Genomic DNA, 14,162 nt, shown 5'->3' with positions numbered 1-14,162 from the left:
CAGGCCAGGCCCTTCAAATGGACCAAGACCGCCGACCAGATCCTCGACCGCATCTGCCGCTACTGCTCACGCATCTCCGAACCAGCTCACTAGGCTGACGTGTGCAGCTGGTTCGCCCCGTCCGCCAGACGGGATGCGTCGTAAGAGGGAACCCGGTGGGAATCCGGGACTGCCCCGCAGCGGTGAGTGGGAACGACCGCCGTCATACGCACTGGGCCCGGCCGGGTCTGGGAAGCGACGGCCAGTAGGTGTCCTCCGCAGGGAGAACGCGCCCACAAGTCCGAAGACCTGCCCGCTGCCCGCGCGCGATCCCTCGTGCGCGGAGATCCCGGTGACCTCGTGGGCGGGTCGGCGTACATGTCGGGCGGACGACCGTGCCCCGCGCACGAGTCCCGTTCGGTTCGTCACCCTTCGCGCCCCCGTCCCGTCCCGGGATCCCAGGGAGATATCTCGCGAAGGAGATTTCCGTGACAGCGAAGTCCGCAGCCGCGGCGGCACGGGCCACCGTGTACGGCTACCCCCGTCAGGGCCAGGGCCGGGAACTCAAGAAGGCGATCGAGGGCTACTGGAAGGGCCGCGTAGACGCCGACACCCTCCGGGCCACCGCCGCGGAACTACGCCGCTCCAACTGGGAGCGACTGGCGGACGCCGGTATCCACGAGGTCCCCACCGGTGACTTCTCGTACTACGACCACGTCCTGGACACCAGCGTCATGGTCGGCGCGGTCCCCGACCGCCACCGCGGCGCCGTCGCCGCCGGCCCGCTCGACGGGTACTTCGCGATGGCGCGGGGCACCCAGGACGTCGCACCGCTCGAAATGACCAAGTGGTTCGACACCAACTACCACTACCTGGTACCCGAGTTGGGCCCGGACACCGTCTTCACCACCGACTCCACCAAGCAGGTCGCCGAGTTCGCGGAGGCACGGGCACTCGGCCTCACCGCCCGGCCCGTCCTGGTCGGCCCCGTCACCTACCTGCTCCTCGCCAAGCCCGCGCCCGGAGTGGCCGCGGACTTCGCCCCGTTGACCCTCCTCGACCGGCTGCTTCCCGTGTACGCCGAGGTCCTCGCCGACCTGCGCGCGGCGGGCGCCGAATGGGTACAGCTCGACGAGCCCGCGCTCGTACAGGACCGCACGCCCGCCGAACTGAACGCGGCCGGCCGTGCCTACCGCGACCTGGGAGGGCTCACCGACCGCCCGAAACTGCTGGTCGCCTCCTACTTCGGCCGGCTGGGCGACACCCTGCCGGTACTGGCCAAGGCCCCGGTCGACGGTCTCGCCCTCGACTTCACCGGCACGGCCGCCGCCAACCTGGACGCGCTCGCCGCCGTCGGCGGACTGCCGGACAGGCGTCTGGTCGCCGGCGTCGTCGACGGCCGCAACATCTGGGCCAACGACCTGACCAGGTCCCTCGCCACCCTGGGCACCCTGCTGGGCCTGGCCGGCCAGGTCGACGTGGCCGCCTCCTGCTCGCTGCTGCACGTCCCGCTCGACACCGCCGCCGAGAGCGACATCGAACCGGAGGTCCTGCGCTGGCTCGCCTTCGCCCGCCAGAAGACCGCCGAGATCGTCACCCTCGCCAGGGGCCTCGCCCTCGGGACCGAGGCCATCGCGGCGGAACTGACCGCCAACCGGGCCGACCTGGCCTCCCGGGCCGGCTCGGCGCTCACCCACGACCCCGCGGTGCGGGCCCGTGCCGCCGCCGTCACGGAGGCCGACGCCCGCCGCTCGGCGCGGTATCCCGAGCGGGCCGCCGCCCAGCGCGCCCACCTCGGGCTGCCACTGCTGCCGACCACCACCATCGGCTCCTTCCCGCAGACCGCCGAACTGCGCACCGCGCGGGCCGATCTGCGCGCGGGCCGGATCGACGGCTCCGGGTACGAGGAGCGCATCAGGGCCGAGATCGGCGAGGTGATCTCCTTCCAGGAGAAGACCGGCCTCGACGTCCTCGTGCACGGCGAGCCCGAACGCAACGACATGGTCCAGTACTTCGCCGAACAGCTCACCGGCTACCTCGCCACCCAGCACGGCTGGGTCCAGTCCTACGGCACCCGCTACGTCCGCCCGCCGATCCTGGCCGGCGACATCTCCCGCCCCGAACCGATGACGGTGCGCTGGACGACGTACGCCCAGTCGCTGACCGGCCGTCCCGTCAAGGGCATGCTGACGGGGCCCGTCACCATGCTCGCCTGGTCCTTCGTCCGCGACGACCAGCCGCTCGGTGACACCGCCCGACAGGTCGCCCTCGCACTGCGCGACGAGGTCGACGACCTGGAGACGGCGGGGACTTCGGTGATCCAGGTCGACGAACCCGCGCTGCGCGAGACACTGCCGCTGCGCGCCGCCGACCGTCCGGCGTACCTGGCGTGGGCCACCGAGGCGTTCCGCCTGAGCACCGGCGGCGTCCGCCCGGCGACCCAGATCCACACCCACATGTGCTACGCCGAGTTCGGGGACATCGTCCGGGCCATCGACGATCTCGACGCCGACGTCATCAGCCTGGAGGCCGCCCGCTCGCACATGCAGGTCGCCCGGGAGCTGGCCGAGCACGGCTATCCGCGCGAGGCCGGGCCCGGGGTGTACGACATCCACTCACCGCGCGTGCCGAGCGCGGACGAGGCATCGGCCCTGCTGCGCAAGGGACTTGAGGCCATCCCCGCCGAGCGGCTGTGGGTCAACCCCGACTGCGGCCTGAAGACGCGCGGCTGGCCCGAGACCCGGGCATCGCTGGAGAACCTGGTCGCGGCGGCCCGGACGGTCCGCACGGAGATCGCCGGGTCCTGACCCGCCGGGCCGACCGGGAAGGGCACATGCCGGCCCCTTCCCGGTCGGCCCGGACGTCCGCCGCCAGCAGGTCACGGAATGTGCGTGTAGGGCTCCTCGATTAGGTGTTCGCCCATGAGGGGAGCACAGGGTGGAGGAGTGAGCCCTGTACGCGCCCCCGCGTACGTGGGAAAAATGCGCCTTGTCAGCGGTCAACTGGCCGGGGTATCGCCCACCTCGGTCACCGAGTTCCAGAAAGTCAGGTCGGCCACCGTGCTGTTGCGTCTGCCCACGTCCGTGTCCGAAGCTCAGGAGTGCCTGGCCGAGGGGGCGGTGCCCATAGGCGGGGCGACACTGGTGTGGGCGGGCTGGCTGCGGGACGGTTTCCCGGAGCAGGCGATGTCGTTGCGCGACCTGCCGGCCGCCAACACGGTAGAGCGCGGGTCACTGGGCGCGGGTGTCGTGCTGAGCCGGATCGACGACCGGGTGCCGGAGTCGCTGCATCGGGCGGCCTCCTCCGTCGGGACCGGCGCGGTCCGCCGGGCAGCCACCGTCGGCGGCAATCTCGTCGGCAGCACCCTGCGATGTCTGCTGCCCGCCGCGCTCGTCCTGGACGCCCGCGGCATGGTCCTGGAGCCGGACAGCGTCTACGAGACCGATCTGGCCGAAGTGCTGGCCAAGCGGCACCTGTTGCTCAGCGTCCACTGGCGGGAGCCGATCGCCAGCAGTTACCGGAAGCAGCCGGGCGAGGCGGGCGGAGCGCCGCCCCTCGTCGTCGCCGCGGCGGTGCACAGCGGCGAGGGCGGCCGGTCCCGCCTGCGCGTCGCCGTCCGCGACGGCTACGAGGTGCTCAGCGACAGCGCCGAGTACGACGCCGATGCCGAACAGGTTCTCCAAGCTCTGCGCGACACCACGCTCGGCGGACTGCACGCGACGGGCTGGGACGTGGTCCGCGGACAGGTCACCGAGCTCCTGTCCCGCCCCGCCGTCCGTTGAAAACGCCGTCCGTTGAAGACGGTCCTGACTCCCGCGGCAAAGAGGGCCGCCGGCTCGGATCTCAGACCCGGAGCCGGGCCGCCTCCCGTTCCGCGAAGGCGCGGAAGCCGCGCGGTGGGCGGCCGGTGAGACGCTCGACCGTGTCGGTGGTGCGGTCCTCCGCGCCATCGGCGATGGCCCGGTCCATGCCGGCGAGCATCGCGGCGAACTCGGCGGGCATGTCGGCGGTCAGCCGGTCGCGCAGCTGCTCGTAGGTCAGTTGACGGTGCGTCACGCGGCGGCCGGTGACCTGGGTGAGGATCTCCGCGACGTCCCCGTAGCTGAGCGCTGCCGGCCCGGTGATGATCAGGTCGGCGTTCGGGGCCCGGGTCGCGGTCAGCGCGTGGACGGCGACGGCGGCGATGTCGTCGGCGTCGACGAATCCGACACGGCCCTCGGCCGCCGCCGTCAGGATGGTGCCGTCGGCCCGGACGGTCCGGGCGTGCGCGTGGTCGCCGGTGAAGTTCTGCATGAACCACGACGGCCGAAGGACCGCCCACTCGGGGAACAGGCCGGGCAGTGCCTGGTGGACCTGTCCCACGGCGGGTCCTCCCGCGGGGATCGCCGACGAGCTGAGGAGAACCGCGCGCCGCACTCCCGCCGCACGGGCCTGCCGGAGGAAGGGCAGCATGACGGCTGCCGGGTCGGGAGCGCCGAGCGGCGGGATGAGATACACCCGGTCCACGCCTTCGAGGGCTCCCGCGAAGGACGTCGGATCCTCCCAGTCGAACCGCACGGCGTCGGCACCCTCCACCGGACTGGCACGGCGGCCCGCGGCCCTGACGCGCCGTCCAGCGGCGGCCAGTTGCGCGACGACACGGCTGCCGGTGGTACCGGAGGCCCCGATCACCAGGGTCGATTCCTCGGCGGGGTTCATCGGTTGCTCCCGGCGAAGTCCGCGGCGGGGTCCTGGACGGAGAGGGGGTTCCAGTAGTCGCGGTAGAGGGTGATGAGTCCGTCCCTGACGGTGACCACGGCGATGTAGGTCATGTCGAAGGGGCCGCCGGTGTCCACCAGACGTCCGACGCCGCGCATCTCGACCACGATGGTCTCCGGGGCGAGGGTCTGGTGGATCTCGACGTGAGGGAAGCCGTGCAGCTCGATGTGGTCGGGATAGGCACGCATGTACTCGGCGACGGCCGCCCTGCCCTCCAGCCGCTTCGGCCATCCTTCCGGCGCGAAGGGGAACTCCATGACCCCGTCCTCGTCCCACAGGTCCACCCAGCCGGGGATGTCCTTGTCCAGCAGAAGTCGCAGGCCGTGGCGGAAAAGCTCCGCCGGTGCGGTGTTCGTGCTCATGGGGTGCTCCGTCCCATAGAATACGGACCGGGGGTCCGCTTCACTGAGACGATACGGACCCGGGGTCCGCTTTGCAACTGGAGGCACGCATGTCCGACCGCAAGCCACGGGCGGACGCCGCTCGCAACCGCGAGGCCGTCCTCGCGGCCGCCGACACCCTGTTCGCCACCTGCGAGAGCCCCGAGGCGGTCACCATGGCCGACATCGCGGCGGCGGCCGGCGTCGGCAAGGCGACGCTCTTCCGCGGCTTCGGCGACCGCACCGGCCTGATCCACGCGCTCTACGAGACGCGGCTCGCGCCGATCAGGCTCGCTGCCGAGGAGGGCCCACCACCACTGGGACCCGCCACTCCGCCGCTCGAACGCGTACCCGCCCTCCTGGACGCGGTCCTGCGCTTCAAGATCGACAACCGGCATCTCGCCCTGGCCCTTGAGGGAATCGGGAGCGACAGCCCTTACCAGGCCGAGCACTACGAGCGGTGGCACAGCACCCTCCGGGAGGCCCTGGAGAAGGTCCCCGGACTCCCCGACGGCGACTTCACCGCGCACGCGCTACTGGCCGCGGTCCGCGCCGACCTCGTCGAACACCTCATCGGCGGACAGCGGATGACACGCGACCAGATGCGGGCTCAGCTCGCCGGCTTCGTCGCAAGGGTGCTGGACTCCCCGGCGTCACGGGACTGACCGCGCGGGCGTCCACGCGCCCCCGGTGCTCGCGGCGCTGGCGCTATTGCTCGGCGACGGCGAGTGCGGTCGGCCGGGCGCCCACACACCAACCGCGAGCACCGTCGGCCGGGCGCCCACACATCGACGCCAGTCCGGCCGGCCGAGCGGCGCCGTCAACGCGCGGAGCGCCTGGCCGAACAAGCGCGAGGTGCGGGGCGCCGACCTCCCCCGCCCCCGCGCGGAACGCCTGGCCGAAGAAGCCCAGGGAACGACGGGGCGCCGCCACCCTCTCCCGCACGGAACGCCTGACCGAAGAAGCCCAGGATGCGGTGGCGCGGCGAGTCCGTGAAGGCGCCCAGCCGCCGCGAGCCCGCTCTCGGGGCGCGCACCGCTCCACCGCCCGAAGTCCCGCGAGCAGCCCCGGCCCCCGTCCCGGTCGGGCACGGCGACGGCGAACAAGAGCGCTGAACTACCCAGCAACCCCCGGGCGTTCACGCACCGCGCACCACGGAGTCGGCACGTCCTTCGTCGTCCTGTGCCGCGCCTTCCGGGCGGAAGGTGACCGACTCCCCCGAGAAACGGGCCGTGAGACCCGCGGCCGTGGTGGTGACGGACCGCAGGCGCAGACCGTCGGGAATGTTCCGCAGCTGGATCGGCCGCTCGAAGACCTTGTCGAGCACCGCGCCTCCCGCCGCGGGCAGCGAGCCGCCCGTCACCTCGAAATCCTTGAAGGCGATGCGATTGCCGGAGGCCGCCGAGACGGTGGTCCGTACGGCGGCCTCCCCGCCGAAGGGCAGCAGGACGAGCGCGGTCACCTGGCCGGGGCGGTCGCCCTGGGAGATCTCCAGGCCGAGGGTGTTTGAGACGTCCGCGTACGACAGGACGGCGATGGCCCGCGCACTGCGCGCCCGCGCCTCGCTCTCGTCGTCGGACTCGGTCAACCCCTCCAGCCGCAGGGCGAGTTCGGTCACCGGCAGGGGGCGTGCCGATCCGGCGGACGGTATGTCGTGGGCGGTGATGTCCACCCCGCAGGGTTCCGGCGGCCGCCTGGGTCACGACGGGAAAGCCGCGGACATGGACCTCGGGAGGAAGGGGCGTGCCCATGCCCTCCTGGAACGCCTCAGCCGTACGCGACTCGACGCGCGCCGCCACGAGGCGGTCGGCCGCGACGGGGAGCAGGGCCAGCGCCAGCAGGCCCGCGGTGGCGATGACGACGGGCCGCCGACGGAAGGCGTACCGCCGAGGGGGTTCATCGCCCCGCCCGGACCCGCGCGGAATGTCGTCGGCGTACGGGCCCGGGCCCTGGGGGTCGCACGCGCCGCAGGAGTCGTAAGGGGGGTGGTACGGCTCGTACGCGGAATCGTCGCCGTATCCGTGCTGGGGCTGGTGCATGGGTCGATCCCAGCTGGAGGGCTCGAAATGGTGGGAGCCGTACCTGGCGATCCCCGAGGACGTACGGCCGTACTGCGCCAACTACACCGTGGCCGACTTCCGTCCTGAGACCGCCGAGCTGGACATCGACTTCGTCGTGCACTGCGGCCCGACGGGCGAACCCGAGGGCAACGCGGCGATCTGGGCGTGCGCGGCCCGGTCCGGCGACCCCATGGCCCTGCTCGACCAGGGGCTGATCTTCGACTGTCCCGCTGACGCCTCCGAGGTGCTGGTGGTCGCCGACGAGAGCGGCCTGCCGGCCACCGCGGGCATCCTCCGCTCGCTGCCGCGCGACACCGTCGGGCACGTCATCCAGGAGATCCCGGTCGCCGGCGACCGGCGCCACCTCGACGCGCCCGACGGTGTCCGGGTGACCTGGGTGGTCCGCGACGACACCCACGCGGTGCCGGGCGCCGCCGCGCTGGAGGAACTCCGCCGACGCCACGAGGTCGACGCGTCCGGATACGCCTTCGTGGTGGGCGAGTCGACGCTGGCCACGGAGGGGCGGCGCCATCTTCACCGCACGGGTCTGCCCAAGGACCGCATCACGTTCTCCGGTTTCTGGAAGCACGACCGGGCGAAGGTGTGACGAGCACGGTCGACTCGCCCTGAACACGCCCTGCCGGGCGGGGCCGTCGCCTAGGAGAAGGAGCGGAAGACACCCTCCGAGTCCTCGCGCGCGGCCTGCGAGAACTCCTCGAAGTCCATGTTGGCCAGTGTCAGGTTGGCGTGAATGGTGTGGACACCGCCCGGCACCGTACGGAACGGGCGCCCGAACTCCACCATGGCTTCGTGGCCGTCGTCGCCCTCGAACTCCTCCGGGGACGACGTACTGACCGCGAGCAGGGCGCGGTGGTCGGCACGCATCGTGACGCTGTCCGCGATGAAGACCACACTGAGCCGAGTCCAGAGATCCTCGTGGGCGGATATCGCCGCGAGGACCGCCTCCGGGTCCGCGCCGTCCAACTCCGGCATGTCGACCACGTCATAGGTCTCCGCGGGATCGCAGTCGTAGTGGGAAGCCGCCTCCAGCTCCGCCGTCGCCTTCCGCCACGCGGCCTCGTCCGTGAAGTCGGTCCTGATGACCACGGCCGAGAACTCGTCATGCTCCGACAATTCGGACAGTGCCGCCATCGATCGCTCCCCTGAACAGTTCTGGACTTCCGATCCGAACCAGAAGGTAGCGAACGGCACTGACATCGCGCCCCAGAACAATTACTTGGCTAGCCACACAATCGGTGTTACTTTTATGTGGCTGGCAACGGAAGTGGTCGGCGCAGCATCCCACCAGAGGAGAAGACAGTCATGAAGGCCATCGTTTTCGACGCGTTCGGCGGCACCGAGGTCCTGCACGAGGCGGACCTCGACATTCCTCAGCCCGGCTCCGGCCAGGTCCGTGTGCGCGTCCGGGCTGTCGGCGTCAACCCGGTGGACGGCAAGATCCGCTCCGGCGTCATGGAGGCCATCTTCCCCACCACGCTGCCCGCCGTGCCGGGCGGAGAGATCGCCGGAGTGGTCGACGCCGTCGGCGAGGGCGTCGACCACCTGAAGGCGGGGGACGAGGTCCTGGGCTGGTCCGACACCGGCTCCTACGCCCAGTACGCACTGGCACCCGCGTCCGTCCTCGCGCCAAAGCCGGCCGGCCTGGACTGGGTCCACGCCGCCGCCCTGCCCGTGGCGAGCGACGGTGCCGAACGCGTGCTGGACCTGCTCGGCGTCACCTCGGGCGAGACACTGCTGATCCACGGAGCGTCCGGCGCGCTCGGCACCATCGCCGTCCAGCTCGCCGTCGCCCGCGGCGCCCGCGTCATCGGCACCGCCGGAGCCGCCAACCAGGAGTACGTCACCTCGCTCGGCGCGACCGCGCTGGTCTACGGGGAGAACCTGGTCCAGCGGGTCCGCGAGCTCGCCCCGGAAGGGGTGGACGCCGTCTTCGACGCCGCGGGCAAGGGGGCGCTGGAGGACTCCATCACGCTGCGGGGCGGCACCGACCGCATCGTCACCACCGCCGACTTCCGCGCCCGCGAACTCGGCATCGTCTTCGCCGAGGGCCCGCAGCGCCGCTCCGGCGCGCGGCTGGCCGAACTGGCCCAGCAGGCCGCCGACGGCACACTGGTGACCACGCTCAGCGCCACCTACCCGCTGGCGGATGCCGCCAAGGCGCAGCAGGCCAGCGACGCCGGCCACAACCGCGGCAAGATCGTCCTCACCGTCGATTGATCGTCCTCACCGTCGACCAACCGAATCACCTCCACTCTTGCGGTCAGGGAGCACCAATGTCCGACACCACCCCAACGGAACTGCCGAACACGGCGCGCGACGGGCGACTGAGCTACGCCATCTTCCAACTCGCCCGCACCCACCGCGGCCACGCCGCAGCCATGCTGCGCGCCCTGAACCTGCACCCGGGACAGGAACTGCTGCTGATGCAGCTCTTCGACCGGGACGGCCGGACACAGGCAGAACTGCTGGAGCGTGCCGGCCTCGACCACTCCACCGTCTCCAAGTCACTGCGCCGCATGCAGGAGGCCGGACTGCTCACCCGAGCGCCCGCTCCTCACGACCGGCGGGTCATGGTGGTCAGCCTCACCGACGCCGGCCGAGCCCTTCGGGAGCCCATCGCCGACATGTGGCGCACCCTGGAGCAGATTTCCGTACGCGACCTGACCCCTGAACAGATCGACATGTTCACCACGTGTGCGCGCACGATCGAGAAGTCGGTCAGGGACCACAACCGGCAGGCCCCCGTCGGGTGATCAGGCACGGCCGGGCGGCCCGGTCACCGGGCCGGCCACTCCAACTCCGCGCGGAGCACGGGCGCTTCGCGGGCAGCCCTCGCTCCTCGTAGAGCGACAGGAAACCCCCCTCGGCGCCCGCCCGGGTGGCGCATCACCGCGGCGGTCGAGATACCGCACGCCGAGACATGCGGGCGCGCCGCAGACAGGTGGGTAACGGCGCTGCTGCTGAGGCGCGACCCCGGCAGCACGCCGATGCCACACAGGCGCCGACGCCGCCGTTCCGCCGATCGCACAAGAAGTGCACGCAGAGCAGCCGCGCCGCAGCCGCCCCTTCTTCTCTTCCCACTCTTTTCTTCGTGACAGCAGGGAGATTCCGATGACGAACGCCTTCGCCCCGATCGATGTCGGCGGCCGATCGCTGGCCAACCGCATAGTGATGGCGCCGATGACGCGCAGTCGGGCCTACGGACCGGGAGCCACCGCGACCGATCTGATGGCGACCTATTACAGCCAGCGCGCGAGTGCGGGCCTCATCGTCACCGAGGGGATACAGCCCTCCGAGGTCGGCCAGGGATACCCCGACACCCCGGGCCTGCACTCCCCGGAGCAGGTGGCCGCGTGGCGCAAGGTCACCGACTCCGTCCACGTCGACGGCGGCGTGATCTTCGCGCAGTTGATGCACACCGGCCGCATCGGCCACCCCAGCCTGCTTCCCGACGGCTCGACCCCCGTCGCCCCTTCACCCGTCGCCGCCGACGGGCAGGTCTTCACCCGCCAGGGACCGATGGACTTCGTCACCCCGCGAGAGCTGGACGCCGACGCCATCGCCCGCACCATCACCGACTTCGCCGACGCGGCACGCAACGCGATCGCCGCGGGCTTCGACGGCGTGGAGATCCACGGCGCCAACGGCTACCTGATCCACCAGTTCCTCGCACCCAACACCAACCGGCGCACCGACGACTGGGGCGGCGACGTCACCGGCCGGGTCCGCTTCGGCCTGGAAGTGGCCGCCGCCGTCGCGGAAGCGATCGGCAGCCACCGCACCGGCTTCCGCATCTCTCCCGGCAACCCCTACAACGACATCGCCGAGACGGACGCGGCAGACGTGGAGAACACCTACACCACTCTGGTCAGCCGACTCGGCGAGCTGAACCTCGCCTATCTGCACATGATCGAAGGCGCCGACCGGGCACTGACCATCAGCCTGCGCAAAACCTGGCCGGCCACGTTCATCCTCAACCCGTTCACCCGCCCCGAGCCCACCGGCCCGGACACCCTCAGCCTTGTCCAGGACGGCACCACGGACATGATCGCCTTCGGCGCACTGTTCCTCGCCAACCCCGACCTCCCCGCCCGCCTGGCGGCCCAGGGCCCCTACAACACACCCGACCCCAGCACCTTCTACGGCGGCGACCACCAGGGCTACACCGACTACCCGCATCTGCGAGAGGGCTGACGCTCAGCGGCTGAAGGGTCAGCACCCGCCGGACGAGGCCGGAGCTCCGATGCCGATCCGCAGGGTGGCCGGTGCCGAGCAGCAGCCGCCCCCTTCGCTGCTCCGCGCGGCGTCGGGGTCGTCGAACAGGCCCGCTCCGCCGCACACTCCGGTCTCCGGCAGGGTCAACTCGACGCGCTCGGCGGCTTCCTGGTCCCCCGCGATGGACGCGGCGATGGAGCGGACCTGCTCGTAGCCGGTCATGGCGAGGAAGGTCGGCGCGCGGCCGTAGGACTTCATGCCGACCAGATAGACGCCCTTCTCCGGGTGGGACAGTTCCTTCACGCCGTGCGGGTACACCGTTCCGCAGGAGTGCGCGTTCGGGTCGATGAGCGGCGCCAGCGCGGTCGGCGCCTGGAGGCGCTCGTCGAGGCCGAGGCGGACCTCGGCGAGGAAGGACAGGTCGGGGCGGAAGCCGGTGAGGACGATGACTTCGTCGACCGCGTCGAGGCGGCGGCCGTCCTCGGCGACCAGCACCGGGCGGCCGTCGGAATCGCGCTCGACGGCCTCGGTGCGAAATCCGGTGACGGCGGAGGCGTGGCCGTTCTCGACGGCGGCCTTGGCGCGCAGGCCGAGCGCGCCACGGGCGGGCAGTTCGTCGGCCGCCCCGCCGCCGTACGTCGAGCCGGTGATCCCGCGGCGCAGGATCCACACCGCGTGGGTGCCGGCCTCTTCCTCCGCCAGGTCGGCGAAGTGGGCGAGGGTGGTGAAGGCGGAGGCTCCCGAGCCGACCACGGCGGTGCGCCTGCCGGCGTAGCGGGCACGGACCGCGGGGTTCCTCAGGTCGGGGACGCGGTAGGTGACGCGCTCGGCGGCGGCCTTCTCGCCGAGCGCGGGCAGGCCGTCCGCACCGATGGGGCCGGGCCCGGACCAGGTGCCGGCCGCGTCGATGACGGCGCGGGCGGTGATCCGCTCCTCGGTGCCGTCCGCGCGGGTGATGTGGACGTTGAAGGGCTGCTCGTCGCGGCCCGAGTCGACGATCCGGTCGCGGCCCGCACGGGCGACGCCGGTCACCGTGGTGGCGTAGCGGACCCTGTCGCCGAGGAGGTCGGCGAGCGGCTGGAGGTACCGCTCGGCCCAGTCGCCGCCGGTCGGGTAGGTGGCGGGGTCCGGGCGGACCCATCCCGTAGGGGCGAGGAGCTTCTCGGCGGCGGGGTCGACGACTTCGGCCCAGGAGGAGAACAGCCGCACGTGTGCCCAGGCGCGTACCGCGGTGCCCGCTGAGGGGCCGGCTTCCAGGACCAGCGGTTGGATGCCGCGTTCCGTGAGGTGAGCGGCGGCGGCCAGGCCGACCGGACCGGCTCCGATGACCACGACGGGCAGGTGGTCGGTGGTGGGCGCGTTCACGGGATTCCCCTTTGCTTCGACGTTCGTCGATTTCTTACGCGGCCAGCATTCCACCTGCTTCGATGAGCGTCAACATAGACAGATATCGAAACCGGGAGGGGGAAGAGCACCTGACACTTTCCTGCGTTGCAGGTTCCGGTCTGGCTGGTTCGACGCATGTCGATGTGTGTCAACATTGACGTATGTCGAATACGAGGGTGCTGCCGCTCCTGGATGACGCCGACCGTGCCGTGGAGTCGTGCTGCCCGCCCCTCACCGAGAGGCCGTTCACCGCCGATGAGGCGGAGACCGCGGCACGGATGTTCAAGGCGCTCGGCGATCCCGTACGGCTGCGCCTGTTCTCCGCGGTGGCCTCGCGCGACGGCGGCGAGGCATGCGTGTGCGACATCTCCGACGTCGGCGTCTCCCAGCCGACCGTCTCCCACCACCTGAAGAAGCTCAAGGAGGTCGGGCTGCTCTCCTCGGAGCGGCGCGGCACCTGGGTCTACTACCGGGTCGAACCCTCCGTGCTGGCCGCGATGGGCAAACTGCTGGTGACCGGTCCGACCGGACCGACCGCACCGGTCACCGTCTGAGACTCCGTCCCGGCAGGAAGATGAGCGCCACCAGCGCCAGTCCCACCCCGGCGCCGACAGCCTGCATGGCGATGAAGCCGGGGACCGAGCCGGGTGCGATGCCCGCGAAGGTGTCGGTGAAGGCGCGGCCGATCGTCACCGCGGGGTTGGCGAAGGACGTCGACGAGGTGAACCAGTAGGCGGCGCCGATGTACGAGGCCACCGCGACGGGTGCGAAGCGCAGCCGGTCGGTACGGGCCAGGCCGAAGATCAGCAGGATGAGCCCGGCCGTCGCGACGACCTCGCCCAGCAGCAGATGGCCCGCGGAGCGGTCGTGCGTGGACCACTTCACGAGCGGTTCGCCGAACATCGCGTCGGCCAGGACCGCACCCCCGATCGCGCCGGTGATCTGGGCCGGGATGTAGACGGCGACCTCACGCAGGGTCGTTCCGGCGCCGCCACGACGGGCGGCCCACCAGTCGGCCAGGGTGACGGCCGGGTTGAAGTGCGCTCCGGAGACCGGCGCGAGCAGGAGGATCAGGACCCCGAGACCGAAGACGGTCGCGGTGGAGTTGGCCAGCAGCTGCAGGCCGACGTCCCTCGTCAGCTCGGTGGCCTGGATGCCGGAGCCCACCACGATCGCGACCAGGGCGGCGGAGCCGGTGAACTCCGCTGCCGCCTTGGCGATCAGCGGCGACGCCTTGAGCGCGGGGGCGCCCGGAGTGGGCCGCGGCACGGTCTCGGCAGGGGCTATGGCCGATCCCCCGGCGCTTTCGCGCCCGGCGGCCTCGGTGGCGGTCAACAGGACTCCTCGGTACGGGTGGCCGCGC

General features: G+C 71.6%; 13 protein-coding genes, 2 pseudogenes and 1 riboswitch. Of the genes and pseudogenes, 8 read left to right on the top strand and 7 right to left on the bottom strand.

Going from position 1 to position 14,162, the window contains the following annotated elements:
* Positions 1-91: 91 nt before the first annotated feature.
* Positions 92-311: riboswitch (cobalamin riboswitch) on the top strand.
* A 156-nt stretch (positions 312-467) separates the two neighbouring features.
* A complete protein-coding gene (gene metE, locus ACIP79_RS33195) occupies positions 468-2,786 on the top strand; it encodes a 5-methyltetrahydropteroyltriglutamate--homocysteine S-methyltransferase (protein ID WP_401229208.1) in 2,319 nt (772 codons plus the stop codon).
* 252 nt (positions 2,787-3,038) lie between these two features.
* A complete protein-coding gene (locus tag ACIP79_RS33190; RefSeq protein WP_401229260.1) occupies positions 3,039-3,761 on the top strand; it encodes an FAD binding domain-containing protein in 723 nt (240 codons plus the stop codon).
* Positions 3,762-3,822: 61 nt separating this feature from the next.
* Here the strand turns inward: ACIP79_RS33190 and ACIP79_RS33185 are convergent, their stop codons facing one another.
* Complete coding sequence (locus ACIP79_RS33185; protein WP_401229206.1) at positions 3,823-4,677, bottom strand: NAD(P)H-binding protein; 855 nt, start codon at positions 4,675-4,677, stop codon at positions 3,823-3,825.
* A complete protein-coding gene (locus ACIP79_RS33180; RefSeq protein WP_401229205.1) occupies positions 4,674-5,099 on the bottom strand; it encodes a nuclear transport factor 2 family protein in 426 nt (141 codons plus the stop codon). Before ACIP79_RS33180 ends, ACIP79_RS33185 begins: the two co-directional genes overlap by 4 nt.
* A gap of 89 nt (positions 5,100-5,188) precedes the next feature.
* Here ACIP79_RS33180 and ACIP79_RS33175 point away from each other — a divergent pair, with 89 nt between their 5' ends.
* Positions 5,189-5,782, top strand: a complete 594-nt coding sequence (locus ACIP79_RS33175) for a TetR/AcrR family transcriptional regulator (protein ID WP_401229202.1) — start codon at positions 5,189-5,191, stop codon at positions 5,780-5,782.
* Between the two features lie 473 nt (positions 5,783-6,255).
* Here ACIP79_RS33175 and ACIP79_RS33170 read toward each other — a convergent pair whose 3' ends face one another.
* Together ACIP79_RS33170 and ACIP79_RS33165 are read right to left on the bottom strand one after the other, a co-directional pair.
* On the bottom strand, positions 6,256-6,789 hold the full coding sequence (locus tag ACIP79_RS33170; RefSeq protein WP_401229201.1) for an LmeA family phospholipid-binding protein: 534 nt from the start codon (positions 6,787-6,789) through the stop codon (positions 6,256-6,258).
* A gap of 61 nt (positions 6,790-6,850) precedes the next feature.
* Positions 6,851-7,156, bottom strand: a pseudogene (locus ACIP79_RS33165) (hypothetical protein); the annotation flags it as partial.
* Positions 7,157-7,166: 10 nt separating this feature from the next.
* On the opposite strand from ACIP79_RS33165, the pseudogene ACIP79_RS33160 reads away from it, so the two are divergent.
* Positions 7,167-7,784 (top strand): annotated as a pseudogene (locus ACIP79_RS33160) (siderophore-interacting protein); the annotation flags it as partial.
* 50 nt (positions 7,785-7,834) lie between these two features.
* Here ACIP79_RS33160 and ACIP79_RS33155 read toward each other — a convergent pair.
* Entirely contained in the window at positions 7,835-8,329 is a 495-nt protein-coding gene (locus ACIP79_RS33155; RefSeq protein WP_401229199.1) for a DUF6924 domain-containing protein, read from the bottom strand.
* Between the two features lie 171 nt (positions 8,330-8,500).
* On the opposite strand from ACIP79_RS33155, the gene ACIP79_RS33150 reads away from it, so the two are divergent.
* From ACIP79_RS33150 to ACIP79_RS33140, 3 genes are all read left to right on the top strand, one after another.
* Entirely contained in the window at positions 8,501-9,415 is a 915-nt protein-coding gene (locus tag ACIP79_RS33150; protein ID WP_401229196.1) for an NADP-dependent oxidoreductase, read from the top strand.
* Positions 9,416-9,471: 56 nt separating this feature from the next.
* A complete protein-coding gene (locus ACIP79_RS33145; protein ID WP_401229195.1) occupies positions 9,472-9,951 on the top strand; it encodes a MarR family winged helix-turn-helix transcriptional regulator in 480 nt (159 codons plus the stop codon).
* Positions 9,952-10,309: 358 nt separating this feature from the next.
* Positions 10,310-11,392: an alkene reductase gene (locus tag ACIP79_RS33140; protein ID WP_401229192.1), complete on the top strand. Its 1,083-nt coding sequence runs from the start codon at positions 10,310-10,312 to the stop codon at positions 11,390-11,392.
* A gap of 18 nt (positions 11,393-11,410) precedes the next feature.
* Here the strand turns inward: ACIP79_RS33140 and ACIP79_RS33135 are convergent, their stop codons facing one another.
* The gene (locus ACIP79_RS33135; protein ID WP_401229190.1) at positions 11,411-12,778 is read right to left on the bottom strand and encodes an FAD-dependent oxidoreductase; all 1,368 of its coding nucleotides are present in this window, start codon (positions 12,776-12,778) and stop codon (positions 11,411-11,413) included.
* A gap of 182 nt (positions 12,779-12,960) precedes the next feature.
* Here ACIP79_RS33135 and ACIP79_RS33130 point away from each other — a divergent pair, with 182 nt between their 5' ends.
* A complete protein-coding gene (locus tag ACIP79_RS33130; protein ID WP_401229189.1) occupies positions 12,961-13,353 on the top strand; it encodes an ArsR/SmtB family transcription factor in 393 nt (130 codons plus the stop codon).
* On the opposite strand, the gene ACIP79_RS33125 is transcribed toward ACIP79_RS33130, so the two are convergent.
* Positions 13,343-14,134 carry an aquaporin gene (locus tag ACIP79_RS33125; protein WP_401229186.1) on the bottom strand — a complete coding sequence of 264 codons (792 nt, stop codon included), beginning with the start codon at positions 14,132-14,134 and terminating at the stop codon, positions 13,343-13,345. The two genes, ACIP79_RS33130 and ACIP79_RS33125, sit on opposite strands and share 11 nt — an antisense overlap.
* Positions 14,135-14,162: the final 28 nt, after the last annotated feature.

Origin of the sequence: Streptomyces sp. NPDC088747, from assembly GCF_044751025.1 — a bacterium.
Taxonomy (GTDB): domain Bacteria; phylum Actinomycetota; class Actinomycetes; order Streptomycetales; family Streptomycetaceae; genus Streptomyces.
The sequence above is the reverse complement of the archived record's forward strand: the minus strand, read 5'-3'. Positions and strand labels throughout refer to the sequence as shown.

Excerpts from the sequence above, each read along its gene's own strand:
- ACIP79_RS33185 (WP_401229206.1), bottom strand. The coding sequence starts at position 4,677 with ATGAACCCCGCCGAGGAATCGACCCTGGTGATCGGGGCCTCCGGTACC.
- ACIP79_RS33180 (WP_401229205.1), bottom strand. The coding sequence starts at position 5,099 with ATGAGCACGAACACCGCACCGGCGGAGCTTTTCCGCCACGGCCTGCGA.
- ACIP79_RS33175 (WP_401229202.1), top strand. The coding sequence starts at position 5,189 with ATGTCCGACCGCAAGCCACGGGCGGACGCCGCTCGCAACCGCGAGGCC.
- ACIP79_RS33155 (WP_401229199.1), bottom strand. The coding sequence starts at position 8,329 with ATGGCGGCACTGTCCGAATTGTCGGAGCATGACGAGTTCTCGGCCGTG.
- ACIP79_RS33150 (WP_401229196.1), top strand. The coding sequence starts at position 8,501 with ATGAAGGCCATCGTTTTCGACGCGTTCGGCGGCACCGAGGTCCTGCAC.
- ACIP79_RS33145 (WP_401229195.1), top strand. The coding sequence starts at position 9,472 with ATGTCCGACACCACCCCAACGGAACTGCCGAACACGGCGCGCGACGGG.
- ACIP79_RS33140 (WP_401229192.1), top strand. The coding sequence starts at position 10,310 with ATGACGAACGCCTTCGCCCCGATCGATGTCGGCGGCCGATCGCTGGCC.
- ACIP79_RS33130 (WP_401229189.1), top strand. The coding sequence starts at position 12,961 with ATGTCGAATACGAGGGTGCTGCCGCTCCTGGATGACGCCGACCGTGCC.